This is a genomic window from Cellulomonas sp. NS3, assembly GCF_024757985.1.
Taxonomy (GTDB): Bacteria; Actinomycetota; Actinomycetes; order Actinomycetales; family Cellulomonadaceae; genus Cellulomonas_A.
In genome coordinates this window covers 1,484,758-1,509,973 of sequence record NZ_CP103289.1, presented here as the reverse complement: position 1 = coordinate 1,509,973, position 25,216 = coordinate 1,484,758, and the positions used below count along the sequence as shown (strand labels likewise).

Below are 25,216 nucleotides of genomic sequence, written 5' to 3'. Positions count from 1 at the left end.
TCCGCACTACCGCCAGCGGCGGTCGGTCCGCGGCGAGATGACCGAGCCGCGCGGCATGACCACGTCGGGCGCGAGCTGGGCGGGCACGCCGGACAGGAACAGCGCGAACACGGCCGGCCTCCGCTGCGCGAGCTCGAGGCGTCCCCCGTCGGCCGACGCGAGGTCCCGCGCGAGCGCGAGCCCGAGGCCGGTCCCCTTGCCCGAGGTCACCTCGCGCTCGAAGATCCGCGGCGCGAGCTCGTCGGGCACGCCCTGGCCCTCGTCGGCGACCTCGACCACCACCGCGCCGGACGGCCCGCCGCTGCGCGAGCGCACCGTCGTGGTCCCGTCGCCGTGCTTGAGCGAGTTCTCGATCAGCGTCGCCACGACCTGGGCGAGCGCGCCGGGGGTCGCGAGGACCTGGACGCCCGCTCCGACCTCGACGACGAGCCGGCGCTTCGCGGCGGCGAACGCGGGCGCCCACTCCTCCTCCTGTTGGTGCACGACGTCGAGCAGCCGCACGGCCTCGGTCGTGCCGCCCTGCGCGCGTCGCGAGCGCGTGAGCAGGTCGTCGACGACGGTGACGAGCCGCTCGACCTGCTCGAGGGAGATCCGGGCCTCCTCGCGGACGGCCTCCTCCTCGGTCGCGAGCGTGATCTCCTCGAGGCGCATCGAGAGCGCAGTCAGGGGCGTGCGCAGCTGGTGCGAGGCGTCGGCGGCGAACTGGCGCTCGGCGGCGAGGCGCCCGGCCATGCGGTCGGCGCTGCGCGCGAGCTCGGCGGCGACGAGGTCGATCTCCTCGACGCCCGAGGGCTCGAGCTCGGGGCGCACCTGACCGGAGCCGAGCTGCTCCGCGGACGCGGCGAGGTAGACGAGCGGCGCGGCGAGCCGGTTCGCCTGCCAGATGGCCATCGCGATGCCGGCGGCGAAGGCCACGACGGCGGCCGCGACGACGAGCCCGATGACGCGCATCGTCTGCCAGAACACGTCCCACCACGAGACGTAGATCGAGACCTGCACCCCCGTGTCGCTCAGGACGTGCTTGGACAGCGTGCGGCCCTCGATGAACTCCCCGGCCTGGTAGCGGGTGCCGTCGGGCGCGGTGACCAGGACGAACGCGGGGAGCTCGCCGTCGCCGCCGATGTGGCGCTCGAGCATGCGCTCGCTGAACGGGATGCTCTCGTCGATGCGGAAGTCGGCCTTGTCCGCGAGCTCGTCGGCGCGCTTCTGGATGGCCTGGAGCTGGGTCTCGCCGACGAGCTGGGCACCGAGGAACGCGAGCGGGAAGCCGAGCAGGACGACCGCCACCGTGACCGCGGCGATGGTCGCCTGGAGGACGCGACGGCGCACGCCTAGCCCCGATCTGCCTCGCCGGTCTCGAACCGGAAGCCCATGCCGCGGACGGTCGTGATGTACCGCGGGGAGTTGGCGTCGTCCCCGAGCTTGCGGCGCAGCCACGACACGTGCATGTCGAGCGTCTTCGTGGAGCCCGACGGGTCGGAGCCCCAGACCTCGCGCATGAGCGTCTCGCGTGCGACGACGGTGCCCGAGGCGGCGACGAGCACGCGCAGGAGGTCGAACTCCTTGGCGGTGAGGTGCAGCTCGCGCTCGCCCTGGAAGGCGCGGTGGGCGGCGACGTCGACGCGCACGTTCTGCGCGTGCAGCTCGTCCTCGTCCGCGGGGTCGCCGACGGTGCGCCGCAGGAGCGCCCGGACGCGCGCGAGCAGCTCGGCGAGCCGGAACGGCTTGGTCACGTAGTCGTCGGCGCCCGCGTCGAGCCCCACGACGAGGTCGACCTCGTCGGCGCGCGCCGTCAGGACGAGGACCGGCGTGGTCAGCCCGAGGTTGCGGATCGCGCGCGCGACGTCGAGGCCGTCCATGTCGGGCAGCCCGAGGTCGAGCACCACGAGGTCGGCCGCTGCCGCGCCGTCGATGGCCCCTTGACCCGTACCTTGCACGTGGACGTCATAACCCTCGCGGCCGAGCGCGCGGGCCAAAGGCTCGGCAATCGCAGGGTCGTCCTCCGCCAGCAGCACGTGAGTCATTCGCCCATGCTAGGTCACGACCGTGCGATGTCCGGAGGACTTCCGCGGACGACTTACTTAGGCGTCCGAAGTTACCTCTTGACCCGCAGCGCGTGGGCTGGTTGCCTACGAGACGGCGGCCCACGGCCGTTGCGGTGAGCACGACGGCCGCCTGCCGGTCCCCTCCCGGCAGGCGGTCCGGTCCCCCCGCGGACGGACGGCGCGGCGACGGGCCGTCCACCCCCGGGTGCACGACGGCGCGGTGCCCGGTGCCTACTCTCGTCCGGTGGGCTGGTGGGAGCGAGCGATCCGGTGGGAGGACACCCATCGGCTCGCCGTCGACGCCGCGGGCACCGCGCTCCTCGCGCTCGTCGCCGTCCCGGTCACCGCCCTCGTCGGGACCGTGTACGAGGCGGGGTACCAGAGCGCCGGCGTCCCCCTCATCGCGCTCGCCCTGATCGCGCCGCTCGCGTGGCGCCGCGCGCAGCCGGTCGCCTCGGTCGCGACCGTCTACACGATCGCCCTCATCCACCTCACCGGCGGGTACGGCCCGCTGCTGCCCGCCGACGTCGCGGTGCTGCTCGCGCTGTACTCGGTCACGGTGCACGGGCCGCGCTGGGCGCACCGGGTCGCCGTGCTCGGCGCGATCGTCGGCTCGCTCGTGCTCGGTGTCACGCTCGGGTGGGCCTACGACCCGTTCGCGGGCGCGTTCGCGTGGATGTTCGGCTCCGCGATCTCGCTCGCCGTCTGGGCGTTCGGCCTCGTGCGCCGGTCGCGCCGCGAGGCGATGGACGCGCTCGTCGACCGTGCCCGCCGCCTCGAGATCGAGCGCGACCAGCAGCACCAGATCGCGACGGCGGCGGAGCGGTCCCGCATCGCGCGCGAGATGCACGACATCGTCGCCCACTCCCTCAGCGTGATGATCGCCCAGGCCGACGGGGGCCGGTACGCCGCCGGGGCCGACCCCGCCGCGGCGGCGCGCTCGCTCGGCACCATCGCCGAGACCGGTCGCGCGGCGCTCGGCGACATGCGGCGGCTGCTCGGCGTGCTGCGCACCGACGAGGCCGCCCAGCCCGGCGGCCCCGCGCCCGCGGTGAGCGGCATCTCCACCGGACCGGGCGGCGCGGGCGGTGCGCCGTACACGCCGCAGCCCGCCGAGCAGGACCTGGAGGCGCTCGTCGAGCAGGTGCGGGCGAGCGGCCTGCGCGTCTCGCTCGTGCGCATGGGCACGGCCCGGCGCCTGCCGCCCGGCGCCGGCCTCACGGCCTACCGCATCTGCCAGGAGGCGCTCACCAACATCCTCAAGCACGCCGGGCCGGACCCGACCGTGACCGTCGTGGTGCAGTGGCTCGACGCGTCGCTCGTGCTGGAGATCGGCGACGACGGCCGCGGCGCCGCCGCCGAGTCCGACGGGCTCGGCCAGGGCCTGCTCGGGATGCGGGAGCGTGCGGCGATGTTCGGCGGCTCCGTGACGGCCGGCCCGCGCCCCGGCGGCGGGTTCCGGGTCCGCGCCCAGATCCCCCTGCCGCCCGTCGGCGGCGACCGCGCCCCGGTCCCGGGAGCCTCGCCCGCACCCGCGCGCCCGGGAGCGGCGGTGCAGGCACCGGTCGCGACGCCCGCACCGGCGTCCCCGCCCGCCCCAGCCCCCTCGCCCGCAGCAGCCCCACCCCCGACAGCACCCCAGGGAGCCCCCGACATGACCACCCGGAAGCCGCTGTGAGCGGCCCCGTCCGCGTCGCGCTCGTCGACGACCAGCAGCTCGTGCGGGCCGGGTTCCGCATGGTGATCGACTCCCAGCCGGACCTCGAGGTCGTGCTCGAGGCCGGCGACGGCGCGCAGATCGTCCGGGCCCTCGCTCCCGACGCGGCGTCCCGGAGCGTCGTCGGGCAGGTCGACGTGGTGCTGATGGACGTGCGCATGCCCACGATGGACGGACTCGCGGCGACCGCCGCCATCACCGCGGCCGCGACGCCCGGCGAGCCCGCCCCGCGGATCATCGTGCTCACGACGTTCGACCTCGACGAGTACGTGCTCGCCGCGATCCGTGCCGGCGCGAGCGGGTTCCTGCTCAAGGACGCCCCGCCCGAGGAGATGCTCGACGCGATCCGCACGGTGCACGCGGGCGACGCGGTGATCGCGCCGTCGAGCACACGGCGGCTCATCGAGCACCTCGTCACGGTGCTCCCCGCGGAGCAGCAGGCAGGTGAGGCCGGCCCGGCGCACGCAGCCGTCGCCGAGCTCACGGACCGCGAGCGCGAGGTGCTCGTGCACATGGCCCGGGGCCGGTCGAACACCGAGATCGGCCAGGACCTGTTCGTCGCGGAGGCCACCGTCAAGACGCACGTCGGGCGCATCCTCGCCAAGCTGGGCGCGCGGGACCGCGTCCAGGCGGTCGTCGTGGCCTACGAGGCGGGCCTCGTGCGACCCGGGGCGTGAGCCGTCCCCCCACGGGATGACCGCCGGACCAGCCCACGGCCCGACGCGCACCCCGCACCACGCTCCGTAGCGTCGGGACCACCACCCCGATGACCCCTGGAGCACCCGTGGACACGACCGTCTACCGCCCTGCCGGCCCCGAGCCGCACGTCGCCTCCCGCGCGCGCGGCCTCACCAAGGTGTACGGCAGCGGGGCCTCCGCGGTGCACGCGCTCGCCGGCGTCGACGTGGACTTCGCGGCCGGGGAGTTCACCGCGATCATGGGCCCGTCGGGCTCGGGCAAGTCGACGCTCATGCACCTGCTCGCGGGCCTGGACTCGGCGACCTCCGGCACGGTGCACCTCGGCGACACCGACGTCACGACGCTCGACGACGACGCCCTCACGCGGCTGCGGCGCGACCGGGTGGGGTTCGTCTTCCAGTCGTTCAACCTGCTGCCGATGTTCACCGCGGCGCAGAACATCACGCTGCCGCTCGACCTCGCGGGCGCCCCGGTCGACGCGGAGTGGCTCGACACCCTCGTGGGGACGCTCGGCCTGCGCGACCGCCTCGCGCACCGTCCGGCCGAGCTCTCGGGCGGTCAGCAGCAGCGCGTCGCGATCGCCCGCGCGCTCATCGCCCGGCCCGAGGTCGTGTTCGCGGACGAGCCGACCGGCAACCTCGACTCGCGCTCCGGCGCCGAGGTGCTGAGCTTCCTGCGGCGCTCGGTGCGCGAGCTGGGCCGCACGGTCATCATGGTCACCCACGACCCGACGGCCGCGGCGTACGCCGACCGCGTCGTGCTCCTCGCCGACGGGCGGATCGCCGGCGACATCGTCGACCCGACACCCGACGCGGTCCTCGCGGGCCTCGACGCGCTGCGCCGGCTCGAGGTCCCCGCGGGCGAGCCGCTCCCGGCGACCGGCAGCATCCCGGCGGTGCGCGCCTGATGCTGCGTCTCACCCTGGCCCAGATGCGGCGCAGCCTCGGGCGCCTCGCGTCGGGCGGCATCGCGATCGCCATCGGCACGGCGTTCGTCGCGGCGACCCTCCTCGCGGGCGGCGTCATGACCCGCACGAGCTACGACTCCGTCGCGGCCACGCTCGCGGACGCCGACCTCCTGGTCGACGGCTTCGTGACGGGCGACGACCTCGAGGCGCTGCGCGCGCTGCCGGGCGTCGACGCCGTCCAGCCGGACGTGCACGGCTGGCTGGAGGTCCGGGCGGGCGGCGGCAAGCGGGCCTCGCTCCTCGCCCTCCCCCGCGCGTCCGACCCGCGCCTCGACCCCCTCGAGCTGGTCGACGGCCGGCTCCCCGAGCGGCCGGGCGAGATCGCGCTGCCCGCCGCCACCGCCGAGCGGATCGGCGTGCGCCCGGGCGACGACGTCGTGACGAGCCGGGTGCGCTGGGTCCCGGCGGACCCCGGGGAGTCCCCCGGACCGTCCTCGGCCCCGTCCCCGGTCGCCGAGCGGGACCCGGACCCGAGCGAGACCTCCCCCGAGGGCTCCTACGAGTCGGAGGACTACCCGCTCGAGGTCACCGGGCTCCTCGACGACCCGCGCGGCGCCTACCTCGCGATGGGCGGCGCCGCGGTGCTCCCCCTCGAGGACGTCCAGGCGGTCGCGGGCGCCGGGTCGCTCGACGAGCTCCAGCCGACCGGTGCGCTGCTCGCCCTCACCCCGGGCACGAGCACGGCCCGCATCACCGCGCTGGTCGACGAGGCCGTCGACGACGTCACGGTCCTCACCCCCGACGAGGCCGCGGTCCGGGCGCTCGGGCGCGTCACGCAGGGCACCGACGTCTTCACCGGGCTCGTCCTGGGGTTCGCGTCGATCGCGCTCGTCGTCGCCGCCCTCGTCATCGCGAACACCTTCCAGGTGCTCGTGGCCCAGCGCACCCGCACGCTCGCGCTCCTGCGGTGCGTCGGGGCGGTGCGCGGCCAGGTGCGCCGGTCGGTGCTGACCGAGGCCGCGATCCTGGGCGGCGTCGCGTCGGTCGCCGGGCTCGTGACCGGCACCGTGCTCGCGCAGGTGGCACTGCTCGTCCTGCAGCGCGTCGACCTCGACGTACCGCTGCCGACGACCGTGACGATCACGCCGTGGGTCGTCCTCGCGCCGCTCGCGGTCGGGACGATCGTCACCGTCCTCGCGGCGCTGCTGCCCGCACGTGCCGCGACCCGCGTCGCACCCGTCGCGGCGCTGCGGCCCGCCGAGCTCGTCGAGGTCGGCGGGCGCGGCGGCCGGGGTCGCCTCGTCGTGAGCCTGCTGCTCACCGCCGGCGGCTTCGTCGCCCTCGCGGGCGGCGTGTTGCTCGGCATCGTCGCGAACCCCATGGTCGGGCTCGCGCTCGGCGTCCTCGGGGGCGCCGCGTCCTTCGTGGGGATCCTGCTGGGCGCCGTGTACTGGGTGCCGCGCGTCGTGGGCCTCGTCGGGCGCACGTTCGCGGGGAACGGCCCGACCGCGCGCCTCGCGACCGCCAACACGCTGCGCAACCCCCGCCGCACGGCCGCGACCAGCACGGCGCTGCTCATCGGGGTGACCCTCGTCGCGCTCATGAGCACCGGGGCCGCGAGCGCGCGCGTGACCCTCGACCAGGAGCTCGACGAGCGGTACCCCGTCGACGTCCAGGTCACCGCGTTCGACGACGGCACCGGCGAGCGGACGGCGATCGCGTCCGCCGCGGTCTCGACCCTCGCGGACGCCGACGGGGTCGCCGACACCGCGACGCTCGCCTCGACGCTCGGCACCATCGGGCCGGCGGGGAGCACCGAGGGCATTCCGACGGACGTGTACGCCGTCACCCCCGCCGTCGCCCGGTCCCTGATGCGCGACGGGGACGTGCTCGCGAGCCGGCTGGAGCCCGGGACCGTCGTCCTGGGCGGCGACTTCGCCGAGAGCCTCGGCGTCGAGGAGGGCGACGTCGTGGACGTCGTGGCGCGCGCGTCCTGGGCGGACGGGACGACGCCGGCCGGCGGCCGGGAGCTCGGCCTGCGCGCCGCGCTCGTCGACCTGGGCGGTCAGACCGCCTACGTGACGCCGGAGGTGCTCGACGGGCTGTCTCCCGAGGCCCCCGTGACCCGGGTGTGGGTGCGGCTCGACGACGTCAAGGACGCCGGGGACGTCGTGCCGGCGCTGTCCGACGCGCTCGCCGACGAGTCCGTCGAGGTCAACGGCTCGGCGCTCGAGCGGGCGGGCAACCAGCGGCTCATCGACACGCTCCTCGCGATCGTCGTCGGGCTGCTCGGCGTCGCGGTGCTCATCGCGCTCGTCGGCGTCGCGAACACGCTGTCGCTGTCGGTGCTCGAGCGGCGCCGCGAGTCGGCGACGCTGCGCGCGATCGGCCTCTCGCGGCGCCGGCTGCGGTGGATGCTGGCGATCGAGGGCGCGCTCATCGCCGGCGTGGGCGCCGCGCTGGGCGTCGGCCTGGGCGTGCTGTACGGCTGGGCGGGCTCCGCGACGCTCCTCGGTGCGATGGGCGACGTGGTGCTGTCGGTCACGTGGTGGCACCTCGTGCTGGTCCTGGTGGTCGCGCTCGCGGCGGGCATGCTCGCGTCCGTCCTCCCCGGACGCGCGGCCGCGCGCACGTCGCCGGTCGCGGCGCTCGGCGTGGACTGAGCCCCGCCCGACCGGCGGGCCTGTGGACACCGGGGTCCTCCCCCGATGGGCACGGGCCCGCCGGTCGGCCCGACGCGGTGCAGCACCGTGGGCGCCGTGCGACTCCTCCTGCAGCCCACCGGCTCCGCGCCGGCCGCCGAGGTCGACGTCCCGCCGGGGACCCGCGCGCAGGACGTCCGCACGGCTCTCAGCCGCCTCACCGGAGATCCCCGGTGGTCGACGCCCGGCGCCCGGCTCGCGGCGGGCGCGGTCGCGGTCGACGACGAGCACCCGTGCGGGCGGTACCCGCTCCTCGCGGGCGCCGAGCTCCGGCTCCGGCGCGGACCCACTCCCCCGGACGAGGCCGCGCTGCACGCCCGGTTCCACGTCGCGGTGGTCGCCGGACCGGACTGCGGCGCTCTCGCCGCGGTCGCGCCGGGGCTGGTCGTGGGGCGCGGCGCAGCCACGGTCGGCGGCACGCACCTGCGCGTCGAGGACCCCGAGCTCTCGCGCGAGCACCTCGGCCTGACGGCACGCCGGCGGCACGTCCTCGTCCGCGACCTGCGGACGAGCAACGGGACCCTCGTGGCGCGCGCCGACCGTCGCGGCACGCCCCGGGAGCCGCTGACCGGCGGTGAGCACCCGCGTCCCCGGCGCACGCAGGCACGTCGGCTGCGCGGGCGCGCGGTGCGGCTGCGCACGGGCGACCGGCTGCACGTCGGCTCGACCGTCCTCGAGCTGCGGGGGCCGCGCCGTCGCCGGGACCGCGCGGCCGCCCCGGCGGACGGGCCCGGCACCGGTCCCGGCGCCTGGCTCTGGCTCGGACCGGCCGTCGGGTCCGCCGCGCTCGCCGTGAGCACCGGGAACCCGGTCCTGCTCGTCGGCGCGCTGCTCGGACCGGTCCTGATGCTCGCCCACGCGGGCCGCGCGCGAGCGCACCGCCGCCGCGCCCCGCAGGCGGGCGCCGTGCCCGGGCTCTCGGGGCGCGGGACGACGCCGGGGCGACCCACGGGGACCGGCGGAGCGCCTCCCGGCGACGCGGACGAGGCCCCGCTCGCACCCGCGGACCTGGCCGCTGCGACGGTCCTCGCCACGGTCCCGGGGGTGCCCCCGACGACCACGCCGGCCGCGGACGGGACCCTGCGCCGGCTCGGGCACGCCGCCGTGGGCGCGCGCGGCCTCACGCTCGCCGTGACGGGTCGGCGGCACCTCGCCCTGGGCGCCGCACGCGCGCTCGCCCTGGGCCTGGTGGGACCGGACGGCCGCGGCGCGCTCCTGGTCCGGTGCGACGCCGACCGTCGCGCGGAGTGGCGCTGGGCGCGGTGGCTCGCGGAGGCTCCGACGCCGACGTACGGGCACGGGCCGGTGGTGCGCCGGCTCGCGGCGGGGGCACCGGGTGCGGCACGGGTCGTCGTCGTCGACGGGCCCGCCGTCCTCGCCCGGACCCGCGCCGACCACGGCGGACCCGGGACCGCGCTCGTCCTCGTCGTCGACGGCCCGGGGTCCGTGCCGGCCTGGTGCACATCGGTGCTCGCCGTCGGGCCCGACGGGTCGACGGCGCGCGTCGGCGGGACCCGGCGCCCGCTGCCGCTGCACGCCGTGACGGCTGCCTGGGCGGAGACCCACGCCCGCAGGGTCGCCGGGGCTCGGGCCGGTGGGTCGCTCGAAGGCGTCCCGCTCGCCGGCCGTCCCGCCTCCGACGGCTCCGTACCGGTCGCCCCGTACGGCACGGCCCCGGACGCGGGTGCGCGCTCCCTCGGCGGGGAGGACCCCCTGCCCGGGACGGTCGCGCTCGGCGAGCTCGACGGCGTTCCCCCGCCCGACGCGTCGGCGGTCGCGGCGCGGTGGGCCGAGCCCGCCGCGCCCGGGCTGCGTGCCGCGCTGGGGGTCGACCGCGCCGGTGCGGTGCACGTCGACCTCGTCGCCGACGGGCCGCACGCCCTCGTCGCCGGCACGACGGGGGCGGGCAAGTCCGGGCTGCTCCAGACCCTGGTTCTCACGCTGGCGCTGACGCACCCCCCGGAACGTCTCGCGGTCGCCCTGGTCGACTACAAGGGCGGCGCGAGCTTCGGCCCCGTCGCTCGGCTCCCCCACGTGGTGGGCCAGGTGACCGACCTCGACGGCGCCCTCGCCGAGCGGGCCCTCGCGGGGCTGCGCGCCGAGCTGCACCGGCGCGAGCGGCTCCTCGCGGAGGCGGGCGCCCCGGACGTCGACGCGCTCGCGGCGGAGCACCGGGCCGGACGGACGTCCGTCCTGCCCCCACCCCGCCTGCTCGTCGTGGTCGACGAGTTCCGGGCGCTCGCCGACGAGGTGCCGACCTTCGTGCCCGGCCTGCTGCGGGTCGCGGCCCAGGGGCGTGCGCTCGGCATGCACCTCGTCCTGGCGACGCAGCGGCCCGCCGGGGCGGTCGGCCCGGACCTGCGCGCGAACATCACGCTCCGGGTCGCGCTGCGCGTCGCGGACGGCGCCGAGTCGACCGACGTCCTCGGGGTCCCCGACGCCGCCGCGCTCCCCGTCGACCGGCCCGGACGTGCCGTGCTGCGCCGCGGCAACCGCGCACCGGAGCAGCTGCAGGTGGCGCTGCCGCACGGCCGGCGCCGGCAGGACGGCGTCCGGCTCGCCGCCCCGTGGCTCACGGCCTCGTCGGCGTGGGTGCCGACCGGTCCCGACGTCGCGCACGAGGACGACGGGCTCAGCCGCTACGTCGAGGCGGTCCGGACGGCGGCCCGGGGTCTCCCGTGTCCCGTCTCGCCGTGGCTGCCCGCGCTGCCCGAGCGCGTGACCCGCGGGGAGGTGCGCGACGACGCCGCGGACGCCGGGACGCTCCCGACGAGCGGCGACGTGCTGCTCGGGCTCGGCGACGTTCCTGCGGAGCAACGCCGCTCGCTGGTCGCGTGGCGACCGGCCGACGGTCACCTGCTCGTGCGCGGCGGGCCCGGCTCCGGCCGGACGACCGCGCTGCGCACGGCCGTGCACGGCGCGCTCGAGCTGGGCTGGGACGTGCACGCGGTCGGCTTCCCGCCCGACGCGCTCCCCGCGCCCGCCGAGCTGCTGGGGACGGTGGTCGGGCCCGACGACCCGCGCCGGCTGGCCCGGCTCGTGCGGCTCCTCGCCGGGTGCCGGGCCGCTCCGCGGGCGACCGGCGACGGGGCCGGCCCGCCGGACCGGCCGCAGCTGCTCGTGGTCGACGGGCTCGAGCCGGCGGTCGCGGCGCTCGACGGTGTCGCCCGCGGCGCGGCGGGCGAGCTGTTCGTGGACCTCCTGCGCGACGGCCGCGCCCGACGCGTCGCCGTCGCGGCGGGCTGCGGCTCGGGCAGCGGGCTCGCGTCGCTGGTGGGTCACTTCGGCAACCGGCTCGTGCTGGGGCCGGCCGACCCGGTCACGGACGTGCTCGCCGGGGTCCCGACCGAGCTGGCCCGCGGGCGGCGGCCGCCGGGTCGCGCGGTCCACGTCGGCGACGGCGGTGCTGTGCTGTGCCAGGTCGCGGTCGCGGAGGGCCCGCCCAGCGCGTCCGTCGACGCGACGCCGCGCCACGTGCTGCGGCTGGTCCCAGTACCGACGCACGTGACGCTCCCCTCGGCGACGGACACCGCCCCGGGCCCCGCTGGAGCGGCGCCCCGGGATCGGCGGGCACCGCTCGATCCACGAGCACCCGGCGACCTGCCGGCGACCGTCGACCCGTGGCCACTGGAGCGGCCCGCCATCCCCGATACGCCGGCGGCCGTCACCCGGCCGGCGACCCACGCGGTGCCCGTGGGCCGCGGCGGCGACTCCGCGGAGGTCCTCACGCTCGACGTGCAGCGGGGCGCACTCGTCGTGGGACCGCCCGGCTCCGGGCGCACGACGGCGCTGGCGGCCGTGGCGTCGGCCCTGGTCCGCGCCGGACGCGACGTCGCCGTGCTCGCCGACGACGCCCCGCTCGCCGACATGCCGGGCGCGCGCTGGTCCGTGGGCAGCCGCGAGCTCGGGGACCTGCTCGGGCACCTCGAGAACGCGACGGGTCCCGTGGACGTCGTGGTCGACGACCTCGACGCGCTCGAGGTGTCGGCGCCGCACCTCGTCGAGCGCCTCGTCGCCTGGCTCGAGCGCGGGGGCGACGCCCGCCGGGGACCGGGCGCGGTCGCGTCCCGCACCGGCACCCCGGGCGCGGGCACACCGGGAGCGGACACGTCACGCGCCGGCCCGCCGGGCACCGACCTCCCCGTCGGCGGCGAGCGGCCCACCGGCGCGCCGGTCCCTCGGGACGCCGTCGCCCCGGGCTCGCGGCTCGTCGCGTCGAGCTCGACCGCGCGCGCAGCGACCGCCTACCGCCCTCCGCTCGCCGCGCTGCGCCACAGCCGGAGGGGCATCGTGCTGCACCCGCACGAACCCGGCTCCGCCGAGGTGTTCGGGACGGCGGTCGAGTGGGCGCTCGACCCGGCGCACCCGCACCTGCTCGGCCGCGGGGTGCTGGTCACAGGTCGCGACGTCGTGCCGCTCCAGGTCGCGCTGCCCCCGTGGGGCGGCCGGGGGTGAGCTGCGTCCGGTCCGTCGCCCTCGACCGACCGAGCACCGGACCCGCTCCCGGGTCCGATCAGCTCAGGTCGCCGGCGGCGTGCGCGGCGCGGTCGTCGCCGCGACGACCGGGGGCAGCAGGAGGCCGACGCCGACCACGAGCGCCACGAGCACCACCCCGGCGGCCCACGGGCTCGGCTCCGCGGAGAACCACCCGATCGCCAGGACGAGCAGCAGCAGCTGCCAGGTCAGCACGGGCGAGCGGGCCCAGCGCCGGCCGTCGGCGAGGGCGCGGGTCGCGACCACGAGCACCACGGCGACCCCCAGGAGGAAGACCGCGAGGAACGCCGTCGGGCCGGGGAGCTCCGCTCCACGCACCAGGTCGACGACGAACGCGGCCGCGAGCCCGGCGAGCGCAGCGGCCTCGACGAGGACCAGGAGGCAGACGACGACGAGGGCGCGAGGGCGGCGGGCGTGCATGGCTCGACCCTAGGCGAGCACGTCGGCGGTGCCGTGCTCCCGAGGCTCCGCCCGGCGCCACGACCAGGTCCGCGGGACCCCGGCCAGCCCCGCGACCACGCCACGGCGGCTCACGTCCGCGGGCTCCGACCGGCCCGGCGGCGGGGGAGGCAGGGGTCGTCGGAGCCCGCGCGCGGTGGGCGGTCACGAGCGCGCCCGTCTTGCGTCTCGAGGCGGTTGGCGGTCGGACGGCGGAACAGGGTACGGTGACGATCCTCGGCACAGGGCTCACACAGGTGTGATGAAGACCTCAGCGTTCACGCGGAGGAAACCGCCGCGTAACTCTTGTGCGTGCTCAGCCCAGGTGTGAGGCTGGTCAACAGCAGTTCACACCCCCACCCGAAGTGCAGGGCCCAGTTCCGCCGCATCCTCCAGCGGCCTGGTCGCGCCCTGCCCGCTGAGCCCGCCTCCCACGACAGGGAACGGGCTTGCCCTCTGCCGAGGAGATGTCATGGATTGGCGCCACCGCGCAGCGTGCCTGGACGAGGACCCGGAGCTCTTCTTCCCCATCGGGAACACCGGGCCTGCGCTGCTGCAGATCGACGAGGCGAAGGCCGTGTGCCGTCGCTGCGACGTCGTGGACACGTGCCTGAAGTGGGCGCTCGAGTCCGGTCAGGACGCGGGCGTCTGGGGCGGGCTCTCGGAGGACGAGCGCCGCGCCCTCAAGCGCCGCACCGCGCGCCAGCGTCGCGCGAGCTGACGCACCCGACCGTCCGTTCTCAGCCGTCGATGCCCACGGGCACCGGCGGCTGAGTCGCGTCCGGGGCGAGCGCGCCGCCCCCAGCCCGCGCGCTCAGTGCCGGATCGACCCGGTCTCGCGGTTGGGCGTCCGCAGCACGACGTCGAGCACGACCTCGGTGCCGCCGCCCTCGCGCGCGCCCCACGTGATGGACCCCCGCAGCTCGTTGGTCACGAGCGTCGAGACGATCTGCGTCCCCAGCCCGGTCCCCGCGCCGGCCTTCTCGGGGAGCCCGACGCCGTCGTCCGCGACGGTGATCCCGAGCGCGTCGCCGTCGCGCACCGCGGTGATCTCGACCGTGCCGCCGACGCCGTTCGCGAGCCCGTGCTCGACCGCGTTGGTCACGAGCTCGGTCAGCACGAGCGCGAGCGCCGTCGCGTCCTCGGCGGGCACGAGCCCGAACACGCCTTGCACCACGGTCCGCACGTGGCCGCCGGCCGACGCCACGTCCGCCGCGAGGCGCAGGCTCCGCCCCACGAGGTCGTCGAACGGCACCGCCTCGTCGAGGGTCTGCGACAGGGTCTCGTGCACGAGCGCGATGGTCGCGACGCGTCGCATCGCCTCGTCGAGCGCGTCCTTCGCCTCGGGGCTGCTCATCCGGCGGGACTGCAGCCGGAGCAGCGCCGCGACGGTCTGCAGGTTGTTCTTGACCCGGTGGTGGATCTCGCGGATCGTCGCGTCCTTGGTGATGAGCTCGCGCTCACGACGGCGCAGCTCGGAGACGTCCCGGCAGAGCAGCACGGCGCCGAGCCGCTGGCCGTGCTCCGTGAGCGGGACGGCGCGCAGCGAGAGCGCCACGCCGCGCGCCTCGATGTCGGTGCGCCAGGGCGCACGCCCCATCACGACGAGCGGCATGGACTCGTCGACGGTGGCCTTCTGCTCGATCAGGTCGGTCGTGACCTCGACGAGCGAGCGCCCGACGAGGTCGCCGAGCGCGCCGAGCCGGTGGAAGCAGCTGAGCGCGTTCGGGCTCGCGTACAGCACCTCGCCCTCGGAGTTCAGCCGGATGAGCCCGTCGCCGACCCGGGGCGCTCCGCGGCGCGGACCGGTGGGGGCGTTCGCCGCAGGGAACTCACCGCGCGAGATCATGCCCATGAGGTCGTCGGCGGCCTCGACGTAGTTGAGCTCGAGCCGGCTCGGCGTGCGCGCACCGCCGAGATTCGTCTGCCGGGCGACGACCGCGATCGCGCGGCCCTGGCGCACGACGGGCACCGCCTCCTCGCGCACCGCGTAGGAGCCGAACCAGCGCGGCTCGCGCGAGCGCTGGGCCCGGACCTCGGTGAGCGACTTCTGCAGCTGGGGCCGCTGCCCCTCGGGGGGGCGCGAGCCGACGACGTCGTCGTAGTGCACGGTTGCGCCGGTGCTCGGGCGGCACTGCGCGATGGCGACGAAGTCCCCGTCGTCGGCGGGGAGCCAGAGCACGAGGTCGGCGAACGCGAGGTCGGAGATCACCTGCCAGTCACCGACGAGCAGGTGGAGCCACTCGAGGTCGGCGGCGTCGAGGGAGGACGCGTGGCGCGTGGCGAGGTCGCTCAGGGTGGACACCGGTCCAGCGTAGGCGCGCGTCCGGGCAGCGCGGCTCGCGCACCGTGCGGGGCCCGGCGGATAAACTCGCGGCACCAGCCCCGCAGGGAAGGACCCAGCGCCGTGCACCTCCATGTCCCGCTCGACCTCGCCGGCACGCCCGAGGCGGTCGCCGCGATGCTCGCCGACCCGGCGTACGTGCACGCGAAGGTGCGGGCCTCCGGTGCGCTCGACCAGCAGGTCGACGTCGTGGCCGGCGAGGGCGGTGCCTTCACCGTGACGACGCGCCGCTCGCTCCCGACGGACCAGATCCCCGCGAACGTGCGCGGCTTCGTCGGCTCGCGGCTCGACGTGCGTCAGGTCGAGGCGTGGGAGGGGCCGGCTCCCGACGGGTCGCGCCGCGGGACCGTGGTCGTCGAGATCACGGGAGCTCCCGTGCGCCTCACGGGCACGTCGTCGCTCACGCCGGCCGGCGACCGGACGACCCTCACGTACGAGGGCGAGGTCAAGGCCGCGATCCCCCTGTTCGCCGCCGCGGTCGAGGAGGCCGCGGGTGGCGCGATCCGGACCGCGCTGGGTGCGGAGTCGGCCGTCGCGGCCCGCTGGCTCGAAGATCACGGATCGGGTGTCCAGCCGTAACAATTCGGTAACACCTAACGTGTCCATAACGCTGTGACCTGCGGGAACACCGGTGTGGGATCGCTACCACGGAGATGTCGGGGCTCTCATCCTTGACACCCGACCAGCCTGAGGACAGAGTTCACCGCAGCGCGTGGGAACGCTCCCGCACATTCCACGGGAACGTCCCCACGTGAGGGTCCACACGGCCCACGTGACCGGTCGTCCGCGCGCCCCCTGCGGCGGTGCGTCCGTCGCGTCCACGGGTACGGCGAGGACGCCGTCCGACTGACAAGGGAGTCACAGTGCGCAAGACCACACGCAAGATGTGGGCCGTCGCGGCCGGGGTGACGGGTGTTGCCCTCCTCGCCACCGCATGCGGCTCGGGCGACTCGGGGTCGACCGACGACGCCAGCGGTGACGAGAAGATCACGCTGACGGTCGCCACGTTCAACGAGTTCGGCTACGAGGACCTCATCGCCGAGTACGAGGCCGCGAACCCGAACATCACCGTCGAGCACAAGAAGGCCGCCACCTCGAACGAGGCGCGCGACAACCTCAACACGCGTCTCGCCGCGGGCTCCGGCCTCTCGGACATCGAGGCCATCGAGGTCGACTGGCTCCCCGAGCTCCTCCAGTACTCGGACAAGTTCGTCGACCTGACGTCGGACGAGGTCGAGGGCCGCTGGCTCGACTGGAAGGTCGCGCAGGCCACGGCCGAGGACGGCCGCCTCATCGGCTACGGCACCGACATCGGCCCCGAGGCCATCGCGTACCGCTCCGACCTGTTCGCCGCTGCCGGTCTCCCGACCGACCGCGAGGAGGTCGCCGCGCTGTTCGGTGGCGAGGACGCCACGTGGGACAAGTACTTCGCGGTCGGCGAGCAGTTCAAGGCCAACAGCCCCGACGTCGCGTTCTTCGACTCGAGCGCCGCCATCTTCCAGGGCATGGTCAACCAGATGGAGGCCGCCTTCGAGGACCCCGAGACCGGTGAGATCACCGCGCTCGAGAACCCCGAGGTCCGGGAGGCGTACGACGCCGTCCTCGAGGCCGGCGTCGAGAAGAACCTCTCGTCGCACAAGTCGCAGTGGAGCGAGGACTGGACCGCGTCGTTCCAGAACAACGGCTTCGCGACGATGCTCGCGCCGGGCTGGATGCTCGGTGTCATCGAGGGCAACGCCGACGGCGTCACCGGCTGGGACATCGCCAACGTCTTCCCCGGCGGCGGCGGCAACTGGGGCGGCTCGTTCCTGACCGTCCCGGCCCAGGGTGAGCACCCGGAGGAGGCCAAGGCTCTCGCTGCCTGGCTGACGGCTCCCGAGCAGCAGATCAAGGCGTTCAAGGCGAAGGGCACGTTCCCGAGCCAGACCGAGGCCCTCGAGAGCGAGGACCTGCTCTCGGTCACGAACGAGTTCTTCAACAACGCCCCCACCGGCCAGATCCTGTCCGAGCGGGCGCTCGCCGTGAACCCGGTCCCGCCGTTCAAGGGCCCGAACTACTTCGCGGTCAGCGACGCGATGTCGCAGGCGATCAACCGCGTGGACGTGGACCAGACCGACGACGCCGCGACGTCGTGGGCCAAGTTCGAAGAGGCAGTCAGCGCACTCGGCTGATTCCACCAGGGCCGGGCCGGCGGACGCACCGCCGGCCCGGCCCTGTCCCACGCTCGACGACCTCTCCCCGCCGAAGGACACCGATGGCCACCACCACCACGCCGACGCCGGCCCGCCGCACGAGCCGCGGCCCCGAACGGGCACCCCAGCGCGTCGGATTCAGCCAGCAGCTCGGGCGCTGGGACGTCAAGCTCTCGCCCTACCTCTACATCTCCCCGTTCTTCATCCTGTTCGCCCTCGTGGGCCTCTTCCCCCTCGCCTACACCGCCGTCGTCTCCGTGCACGACTGGCACCTGATCGGCGGGCAGGGCGACTTCGTCGGCCTGAAGAACTACCAGGACGTGCTGGCCCAGCCGAACTTCTGGCGCGGCCTGCGGAACACGTTCAGCATCTTCCTGCTGTCCTCGGTGCCCCAGGTCTTCATCGCGATCATCCTCGCCGCGTTCCTCGACGCGAACCTGCGGGCGCGGACGTTCTGGCGCATGGGTGTGCTCCTCCCCTACGTCGTGGCGCCGGTCGCCGTCAGCCTCATCTTCAGCAAGCTCTTCGCCGACCAGTCTGGCGTCGTCAACACGGTGCTCGGGACCTTCGGGGTCGAGCCGGTCAAGTGGCACGGCGACGTGCTGGCCAGCCACTTCGCGATCTCCACGATGGTCAACTTCCGCTGGACCGGCTACAACACGCTGATCTTCCTCGCGGCGATGCAGGCCGTCCCGCGTGACATCTACGAGGCCGCGATCCTCGACGGCGCTGGCCGCCTGCGTCAGTTCTTCTCCGTGACGGTCCCGATGCTGCGCCCGACGATCATCTTCGTCGTCCTCACGTCGACCATCGGCGGGCTGCAGATCTTCGACGAGCCGCGCCTGTACGACCAGATCGGTCAGGGCGGCAACGACCGCCAGTGGATGACCGCGACGATGTACCTCTACGAGCTGGGCTGGGGCGCGCAGAAGAGCTTCGGCCGCGCCGCCGCCGTGGCGTGGATCCTGTTCCTGATCATCATCGTCGTCGGGATCATCAACTTCTCCATCACCCGCCGCATCTCCTCCGAGTCGGCGCCGAAGAGCGGAAGGAAGAAGCGATGAGCGCTCCTTCGATCCCCGTCATCCGACAGACGGCCGGGGCGGGCGCCGCACGCTCCGCCGCCCGTCGCCGCCGTCCGCAGGGCGCCGGCTCGGACCGTCGACCGGGCTGGCTCACGTACACGGTCCTCGGCATCGTCATCCTGGCCTCCGCCGCGCCGCTGTACTACATGTTCCTGCTCGCGAGCTCGAACGCGGCCACGATCGCCCAGACGCCGATCCCCTCGCTCATCCCGCAGGGCGAGTTCTTCGACAACGTCAACCGGGTCCTGAACGCGGACATCCGGTTCTGGAAGGCCCTGACCAACAGCGTGATCGTCTCGACGCTCACGGCCGCCTCGGTCGTGGTGTTCTCGACGCTCGCCGGGTTCTCGTTCTCCAAGCTCCGCTTCCGCGGCCGTGGCCCGCTGCTCGTGTTCGTCATCGCGACGATGGCGGTCCCGACGCAGCTGGGCATCGTCCCGCTGTTCATCGTGATGTCGGAGCTCGGCTGGACCGGCAAGCTCGTCGCGGTCATCGTGCCCGGCATGGTCACCGCCTTCGGGGTGTTCTGGATGACCCAGTACCTCGAGAGCGCGCTGCCCTACGAGCTCATCGAGGCGGCACGCGTCGACGGGGCCTCGATGATCCGCACGTTCTGGCACGTCGCGATGCCGGCGGCCCGTCCGGCGGCGGCGATGCTCGCGCTGTTCACGTTCGTCGGCTCGTGGACGAACTTCTTCTGGCCGTTCATCGTCCTCGGCTCGACGAACCCGACCCTCCCGGTCGCCGTCCAGCTGCTCCAGTCCACGTACTTCAAGGACATGGCGCTGATCATGGCGGGCGTCACGCTCTCCGTGGTACCGCTGGTCATCCTGTTCGTCTTCGCCGGCCGTCAGCTCGTCGCCGGCATCATGGCGGGCGCGGTCAAGGGTTGATCCCGCGCCGCGCGGGGGCGTCACCATCGCCCCCGCGCGGCTGACCGCACGCCGCGCAGCTCGCTGCCACCGCAGCCTCACGAGGGGACGACGACCAATGGTGGTCGACAACACCACGTTCCGGAACGACGTCGGGCGCCCTCCTGCACCCACGCTCGAGCAGGTCGCCGAGCGGGCCGGGGTCTCGCGCTCGACGGCGTCCCGCGCCATCAACGGCGGTCTCCGCGTCTCCCCGGAGGCGCAGGCGTCGGTCGAGGCCGCCGTCGCGGACCTCGGCTACACCCCGAACCGGGCCGCCCGCTCGCTCGTCACCAAGCGCACCGACTCGATCGCGCTCGTGGTCCCGGAGCCCGACGAGCGCATCCTCTCGGACCCGTTCTTCGCGGGGACCCTGAACGGCCTGAGCACCGCGCTCGCCGACTCCGAGCTCCAGCTCGTGCTCGTCATCGCGCGCCCGGGCGACAGCGCCCGCACCATCCGCTACCTGCGCAACGGCCACGTCGACGGCGCGATCGTCGTCTCGCACCACCGGGACGACGAGCTGGACCGGGCGCTGCAGCAGTCGCGCCTGCCGAACGTCTTCGTCGGCCGTCCGCTCTCCGACGAGGGCGACACCCAGTACGTCGACACCGACAACGTCGCCGGTGGCCGGATCGCGACGCAGCACCTGATCGACCTCGGCCGGCGCCGCATCGGCACCATCGCCGGTCCTCTCGACATGTCCGCGGGCATCGACCGCCTCGCCGGCTGGCGCGAGGCCGTCCGCGCCGCGGGGCTCCCGGAGAGCGCCGTCGTGCACGGCGACTTCACGATCGCCTCAGGGGCGGCGAGCGCCCGGCGGCTGCTCGAGGCCCACCCGGACCTCGACGCGCTCTTCGTGGCGTCGGACCTCATGGCCGCCGGCGCCCTCGGGGTGCTCGCCGAGCTCGGGCGCGACGTGCCCGGCGACATCGCGGTCGTCGGCTACGACAACCTCGGGGTGTCGATGTCGACGAACCCGCCGCTCACGACCGTGATCCAGCCGGTCGTCGCGATGGCACGGGCCGCCGGCGTGCGGCTGCTCGACCAGCTCCAGGGCTCCGTCATCGGCGGCGAGCCGCTGATCTTCGCTCCGGAGCTCGTGATCCGCGCCTCCGCGTGACCCTGCGCCTGTCGTTCGCGCTCGTCGGCGCGGGGGGTGCGCTCGGTGGGCTCGCCCGGTACGCGCTGACCACCGCCTTCCCCGAGGCCCCGGGTGCCCTGCCGTGGACCACGTGGGCGATCAACGTCAGCGGCTCGTTCCTGCTGGGCCTGCTCGTCGCGGGCATCGTGGGACGGCGCCGGGCACCGGCGTGGGTCCGCCCGGCGTTCGGCACCGGCGTCCTCGGCGGCTACACGACGTTCTCCGCGTACGCGCACGCCCTCGACGTCCTCGCGACGGACGGGCACGCGGGCACCGCGGCGGGGTACCTCGTGGCGTCGCTCGCCGGCGGGGTCGTGGCCGCCGCGGCCGGGGTGGCGCTCGGGGCGCGGCTGCCCGCCCGGACCCTGCGCCAGGCCCGCCACGGCGGTGTGGCGTGAGCCTCTGGGTCGCGCTCGGGGTCGGCGTCGGCGCGGGCGTCGGGGCTCAGCTGCGGTACGCGGCCGAGCTGGTGCACGCGCGGGAGAGGCGACGCCGCGGGCTCGGGCGGGCGACGTTCCCGTGGGCGACCCTCACGGTCAACGTGGTCGGGTCGGCCGTGCTCGGGGTCGTCGCGGCGCTCGTGCTCCGCGGCGCTCTCGACGTGGGCTGGGGCACGGTGCTCGGCGCCGGGTTCGCGGGCGGGCTGACGACGTTCTCGACGTTCAGCCTCGACGTCGTCGAGCTCTGGCGGCAGCACCGCACGCTGCGCGCGGTGCTCGACGTCGCCGCGCACCTGGTCCTCGGGGTCGGGGCGGCGGTCGCGGGGTTCCACCTCGTCGCCTGAGGCCGGCGTGCCCGGCACCCGAGGGCCGTCCCCGCCTCACGCCGGACCGGTCGCCGGCGCCCGTCGCGCCGCACGCCGGGCGCCCGGCTCTCCGCCGAGCCCGGCATCGGACCGGTCGTCCGGTGCACGTCGTGCCCGACCGGTCTCCCGGTGCAGGTCCCGCCCGACCGGTCGCCCGGTGCAGGTCATGCCGCCGCGGTCGGCCCGCCGTCCGCGTGCGCGTCGCTGCCGGGGACCGAGCCCGGCAGGTGGCCGAACCGGTGCAGCGTGCGGCTCACCGCCTGCTCGCGCACGACCGTGAGCAGCTCACGGCGCGTGCTCGCGACCACCGGGTGGTCGAGCACCGTGACGGTGCCGAGCCGCGTGCGTGCAGCCTCGCGCAGCCCCGGGGCGCTCCCGACGACGCGGACGCGCCCGGTCACCGCGCCGTCACGCACGCGGGCGGCGAACGCCTCGTCGGGCTCCCCCGCCACCCGGCTCACCGCGACCGGGACCCGGGCGCGGCGGGCCGCCGCCAGCACGCGCGCGACGTCGCGGTCCCGCGCGCCCGTGCCCACCCGCAGCGTGAGGTGCTCGACGGGCCGGTAGCGCAGCAGGTTGGCCTCGACGGCCAGGTCGCTCGGGTCGTGCTCGACCGACAGCTCGTCGGCCCACCACCGGGCGTCGTCCGCCTCGGCCCACGCGAGCCAGCCCGCGTCGTCGGACGGCACGTCGGGTGCGTCGGCCCAGTCGCCGAGCTGCGCCACGTAGTGCGGCCCGCCGGCCTTGGCGCCCGGTCCGACGACGGAGGCCTTCCAGCCGCCGAAGGGCTGGCGCTGCACGATCGCCCCGGTGATGTGGCGGTTCACGTACGCGTTGCCGACCTCGACGCGGTCGAGCCACGTGGCGATCTCGTCCTCGTCGAGCGAGTGCAGGCCGCCGGTGAGCCCGAACGCGACGGCGTTCTGCACCTCGATCGCCTCGTCGAGCGTCGCGACCCGCAGCACGCCGAGCACGGGACCGAAGACCTCGGTCGTGTGGAACGCGGAGCCACGTGCGACGCCGTGCTTGACGCCCGGGGTCCACAGCCGGCCCTCGTCGTCGAGCCGTCGTGGCTGCACGAGCCACCGCTCCCCCGCGTCGAGCGTCGTCAGCGCGTGCAGGAGCTTGCCGGACGCCGGCTCGGTCAGCGGTCCCACGGTCGTCGCGAGGTCGGTCGCGGGGCCCACCCGCAGGGACGTGACGGCGTCCGCGAGCTGGCGGCGCAGGCGGTCCGAGGTCCCCGCGGAGCCGACGAGGATCAGCAGCGACGCCGCGGAGCACTTCTGCCCGGCGTGCCCGAACGCCGAGCGGACGACGTCGGCGACCGCGAGGTCAACGTCCGCCGAGGGCGTCACGACGATCGCGTTCTTGCCGGACGTCTCCGCGAGCACCTCGAGGTCGGGGCGCCACGACGCGAACAGCTCGGCGGTCTCGATCGAGCCGGTGAGCAGCACGCGGGCGACCGACGGGTGCGTGACGAGGTGCCGGCCGACCTCGCCCTCCGGCGAGAGGACGACCTGGAGCACGTCGCGTGGGACGTCGAGCTCGTCCATCGCGCGGTGCACCGCAGCGATCGCGACCTGCACGCAGCGCGGGGTCGGCGGCGCGGGCTTGACCAGCACGGGCGACCCGGCGGCGAGCGCCGCGAGCACCGAGCCGACGGGGATCGCGACCGGGAAGTTCCACGGCGGCGTCACGACGGTCAGGCCTCGCGCGCGGAACACCGCACCGGGGACGGCGCCGTCCGCGAGCTCCTCGGCGCGGTCCGCGTAGTAGCGCGCGAAGTCGACGGCCTCGCTGACCTCGGGGTCCGCCTCGGCGACCGTCTTGCCGGCCTCCTGGACCATCGTCGCGACGAGGTCCCCGCGGGCCTCCTCGAGGTGGAGCGCGGCGCGGCGCAGCACGCGGGCACGGTCGGCCGGGGCGGTCGTCGCCCAGCGCTCCCGGACGGCCTCGGCGCGCGCGACGGCGGCGTCGACGTCGGCCACGGTCGTGATGCGGACGGCGTCGGGCGCCGGGACGTCCCGCACCAGCTGCTCGGCGGCCCAGGTGCGGGACTCGGCGACCGCGGGGTCGGTGTCGGCGGCGTTGCGGAACGGCTCGCCGGCCGCGGGCTCGGTGGGCTCGGGGCGCGGGCGGCGCTGCGGCGGGGTCGTCGGCTCCTGCGACGCGTGCACCGAGGCACGGAACGCCTCGCGCTGGGCGGCCAACGGGTGGGCGCCCGGCCCGCCGGGGGCGAACATCGCGTGCAGGAAGTTCTGCGGTGCGGCGTTCTCCTCGAGGCGGCGCACGAGGTAGGAGATCGCGACGTCGAAGTCCTCGCGGGCGACGACCGGGGTGTACAGCAGCACGTCCCCGACCTCGTCGCGCACCGCCCGCGCCTGGGCGGGGGCCATGCCCTGCAGCATCTCGACGTCGAGCGCCTCGGTCACGCCGCGCTCCTGCGCGAGCCGGTGCCCGAGCGCGACGTCGAACAGGTTGTGGCTCGCGAGCCCGATCCGCACGTGCTGCGTCCGCTCGGCGTGCAGCGCGCGGTCGAGCAGGCGGACGTAGTTCGCGTCGACCTCCGGCTTGCTGCGGTACGGCGCCTGCTCCCAGCCGTGCAGCTCGGCCTCGACCTTCTCCATCGCGAGGTTGGCGCCCTTGACGAGGCGCACCTTGATCCGCGCACCCCCGGCGAGCGCGCGGCGCCGGGCGATCTCGGTGAGCTCGTCGAGCGCCGCCACCGCGTCGGGCAGGTAGGCCTGCAGCACGATGCCCCACTCGGCGTCGAGCAGCTCGGGCTCCATCACGAGCTCCTCGAAGACCTGCACCGTGAGCGCGAGGTCCCGGTACTCCTCCATGTCGAGGTTGAGGAAGGTCCCGTGGCTCGCGGCGGCCCGGTACAGCGGGCGCAGGCGGTCGACGACGCGGTCCCGGCTCCCCGCGGTGTCCCACGTGGAGAGCTGGCTCGCGACCGCGGAGACCTTGACCGAGACGTAGTCGACGTCCGGGCGCTCGACGAGCGCGCGGACGCGCCGCAGCCGGCTCGCGGCCTCCTGCTCCCCGAGCACGGCCTCGCCGAGCAGGTTGAGGTTGAGCCGGAACCCGTCGGCGCGTGCCCGGGCGATGTGGGCGCCGAGGCCCGGACCGGCGTCGGCCACCAGGTGCCCGACGAGCTGGCGCAGCCGGTACCGGGCCGCAGGGACCACGACCGACGGCAGCACCGGGGCGACGCGGGCGCCGACGGCGAGCATCGCGCGGTCGACGGGCCCGAGGAACCCGCCCGCGGCGGACGTGTACCGCGTGAGGCCGGCGAGCTCGCGCGCGGCGACGTGCACGTCCTCGGGCCGGGCGACCCGGTCCACGAACCGCACCGCGAGCTCGAGGCCCGCGGGGTCGGAGACGAGCGCCGCGAGCCGGCCGCTCGTGCGGCGCTCCTGCTCCGTCTCCCCCTGCGTGCCCGCGAGCGCCCAGCGGTCCGCGAGCTCGAGCGCGTCGTCGACGAGGTCCTGCGGCGTGGCGTCCATCCCCTCATCGTGCGGCTGCGGGTGGCACGGCGTCTTGTCGGGATCCCGCACGACGCGTGACGCGCCGTGCTCGTCGGGGCCGCGGGGGGCTGACCTGCAGCTCCGTCCCGGAGGGTCCCGGCCGCCGCCGCGGTGGAAGGCCCGGCACGCGACCGGCCGCAGGGCAGCCGTGCTGCGCGTGTGCGACGGGTGTGCGACGGGCGGGCGCGGCGCTTGTAGCCTCC

Annotated in this window: 18 protein-coding genes; 13 read left to right on the top strand and 5 right to left on the bottom strand. The window is 75.6% G+C overall.

Translation table 11 applies throughout. From position 1 onward, the window contains the following. Window positions 1-6: 6 nt before the first annotated feature. A complete protein-coding gene (locus tag NXY84_RS06950) occupies window positions 7-1,329 on the bottom strand; it encodes an ATP-binding protein (protein ID WP_258726382.1) in 1,323 nt (440 codons plus the stop codon). 2 nt (window positions 1,330-1,331) lie between these two features. Further along, the gene (locus tag NXY84_RS06945) at window positions 1,332-2,024 is read right to left on the bottom strand and encodes a response regulator transcription factor (protein WP_258726381.1); all 693 of its coding nucleotides are present in this window, start codon (window positions 2,022-2,024) and stop codon (window positions 1,332-1,334) included. 265 nt (window positions 2,025-2,289) lie between these two features. On the opposite strand from NXY84_RS06945, the gene NXY84_RS06940 reads away from it, so the two are divergent. The 5 genes from NXY84_RS06940 (at window position 2,290) to NXY84_RS06920 (ending at window position 12,525) form a co-directional block, all read left to right on the top strand. Further along, entirely contained in the window at window positions 2,290-3,723 is a 1,434-nt protein-coding gene (locus NXY84_RS06940; protein WP_258726380.1) for a sensor histidine kinase, read from the top strand. Next, a complete protein-coding gene (locus tag NXY84_RS06935; RefSeq protein ID WP_258726379.1) occupies window positions 3,720-4,439 on the top strand; it encodes a response regulator in 720 nt (239 codons plus the stop codon). The genes NXY84_RS06940 and NXY84_RS06935 overlap by 4 nt, the downstream gene beginning before the upstream one ends. A 107-nt stretch (window positions 4,440-4,546) precedes the next feature. Continuing rightward, complete coding sequence (locus NXY84_RS06930) at window positions 4,547-5,368, top strand: ABC transporter ATP-binding protein (protein WP_258726378.1); 822 nt, start codon at window positions 4,547-4,549, stop codon at window positions 5,366-5,368. Further along, window positions 5,368-8,031 (top strand): ABC transporter permease, encoded by a 2,664-nt coding sequence (locus NXY84_RS06925; RefSeq protein WP_258726377.1) that lies wholly within the window; start codon window positions 5,368-5,370, stop codon window positions 8,029-8,031. Before NXY84_RS06930 ends, NXY84_RS06925 begins: the two co-directional genes overlap by 1 nt. Window positions 8,032-8,127: 96 nt before the next feature. Then, entirely contained in the window at window positions 8,128-12,525 is a 4,398-nt protein-coding gene (locus NXY84_RS06920) for an FtsK/SpoIIIE domain-containing protein (protein ID WP_258726376.1), read from the top strand. 63 nt (window positions 12,526-12,588) lie between these two features. Here NXY84_RS06920 and NXY84_RS06915 read toward each other — a convergent pair whose 3' ends face one another. Further along, a complete protein-coding gene (locus tag NXY84_RS06915) occupies window positions 12,589-12,984 on the bottom strand; it encodes a hypothetical protein (protein WP_258726375.1) in 396 nt (131 codons plus the stop codon). Between the two features lie 490 nt (window positions 12,985-13,474). Here NXY84_RS06915 and NXY84_RS06910 point away from each other — a divergent pair, with 490 nt between their 5' ends. After that, a complete protein-coding gene (locus tag NXY84_RS06910) occupies window positions 13,475-13,723 on the top strand; it encodes a WhiB family transcriptional regulator (RefSeq protein ID WP_034632667.1) in 249 nt (82 codons plus the stop codon). 93 nt (window positions 13,724-13,816) lie between these two features. On the opposite strand, the gene NXY84_RS06905 is transcribed toward NXY84_RS06910, so the two are convergent. Next, window positions 13,817-15,307, bottom strand: a complete 1,491-nt coding sequence (locus tag NXY84_RS06905; protein WP_258726374.1) for a sensor histidine kinase — start codon at window positions 15,305-15,307, stop codon at window positions 13,817-13,819. 102 nt (window positions 15,308-15,409) lie between these two features. Here NXY84_RS06905 and NXY84_RS06900 point away from each other — a divergent pair, with 102 nt between their 5' ends. The 7 genes from NXY84_RS06900 (at window position 15,410) to crcB (ending at window position 21,462) form a co-directional block, all read left to right on the top strand. Continuing rightward, entirely contained in the window at window positions 15,410-15,925 is a 516-nt protein-coding gene (locus NXY84_RS06900; RefSeq protein ID WP_258726373.1) for a DUF2505 domain-containing protein, read from the top strand. A gap of 305 nt (window positions 15,926-16,230) precedes the next feature. Continuing rightward, window positions 16,231-17,517: an ABC transporter substrate-binding protein gene (locus NXY84_RS06895; protein WP_396126387.1), complete on the top strand. Its 1,287-nt coding sequence runs from the start codon at window positions 16,231-16,233 to the stop codon at window positions 17,515-17,517. A gap of 83 nt (window positions 17,518-17,600) precedes the next feature. Continuing rightward, window positions 17,601-18,602: a carbohydrate ABC transporter permease gene (locus NXY84_RS06890; protein ID WP_258726371.1), complete on the top strand. Its 1,002-nt coding sequence runs from the start codon at window positions 17,601-17,603 to the stop codon at window positions 18,600-18,602. Next, the gene (locus NXY84_RS06885) at window positions 18,599-19,516 is read left to right on the top strand and encodes a carbohydrate ABC transporter permease (protein WP_258726370.1); all 918 of its coding nucleotides are present in this window, start codon (window positions 18,599-18,601) and stop codon (window positions 19,514-19,516) included. Before NXY84_RS06890 ends, NXY84_RS06885 begins: the two co-directional genes overlap by 4 nt. 97 nt (window positions 19,517-19,613) lie before the next feature. Beyond that, complete coding sequence (locus NXY84_RS06880; protein WP_258726369.1) at window positions 19,614-20,657, top strand: LacI family DNA-binding transcriptional regulator; 1,044 nt, start codon at window positions 19,614-19,616, stop codon at window positions 20,655-20,657. Further along, the gene (locus NXY84_RS06875; RefSeq protein WP_258726368.1) at window positions 20,654-21,076 is read left to right on the top strand and encodes a fluoride efflux transporter FluC; all 423 of its coding nucleotides are present in this window, start codon (window positions 20,654-20,656) and stop codon (window positions 21,074-21,076) included. Before NXY84_RS06880 ends, NXY84_RS06875 begins: the two co-directional genes overlap by 4 nt. Then, entirely contained in the window at window positions 21,073-21,462 is a 390-nt protein-coding gene (gene crcB / locus NXY84_RS06870; RefSeq protein ID WP_258726367.1) for a fluoride efflux transporter CrcB, read from the top strand. Before NXY84_RS06875 ends, crcB begins: the two co-directional genes overlap by 4 nt. A 185-nt stretch (window positions 21,463-21,647) precedes the next feature. On the opposite strand, the gene NXY84_RS06865 is transcribed toward crcB, so the two are convergent. Next, window positions 21,648-24,992 carry a proline dehydrogenase family protein gene (locus NXY84_RS06865; RefSeq protein ID WP_258726366.1) on the bottom strand — a complete coding sequence of 1,115 codons (3,345 nt, stop codon included), beginning with the start codon at window positions 24,990-24,992 and terminating at the stop codon, window positions 21,648-21,650. Window positions 24,993-25,216: the final 224 nt, after the last annotated feature.

Excerpts from the sequence above, each read along its gene's own strand:
- NXY84_RS06945 (WP_258726381.1), bottom strand. The coding sequence starts at position 2,024 with ATGACTCACGTGCTGCTGGCGGAGGACGACCCTGCGATTGCCGAGCCT.
- NXY84_RS06925 (WP_258726377.1), top strand. The coding sequence starts at position 5,368 with ATGCTGCGTCTCACCCTGGCCCAGATGCGGCGCAGCCTCGGGCGCCTC.
- NXY84_RS06915 (WP_258726375.1), bottom strand. The coding sequence starts at position 12,984 with ATGCACGCCCGCCGCCCTCGCGCCCTCGTCGTCGTCTGCCTCCTGGTC.
- NXY84_RS06910 (WP_034632667.1), top strand. The coding sequence starts at position 13,475 with ATGGATTGGCGCCACCGCGCAGCGTGCCTGGACGAGGACCCGGAGCTC.
- NXY84_RS06895 (WP_396126387.1), top strand. The coding sequence starts at position 16,231 with ATGTGGGCCGTCGCGGCCGGGGTGACGGGTGTTGCCCTCCTCGCCACC.
- NXY84_RS06890 (WP_258726371.1), top strand. The coding sequence starts at position 17,601 with ATGGCCACCACCACCACGCCGACGCCGGCCCGCCGCACGAGCCGCGGC.
- NXY84_RS06885 (WP_258726370.1), top strand. The coding sequence starts at position 18,599 with ATGAGCGCTCCTTCGATCCCCGTCATCCGACAGACGGCCGGGGCGGGC.
- NXY84_RS06880 (WP_258726369.1), top strand. The coding sequence starts at position 19,614 with ATGGTGGTCGACAACACCACGTTCCGGAACGACGTCGGGCGCCCTCCT.
- NXY84_RS06865 (WP_258726366.1), bottom strand. The coding sequence starts at position 24,992 with ATGGACGCCACGCCGCAGGACCTCGTCGACGACGCGCTCGAGCTCGCG.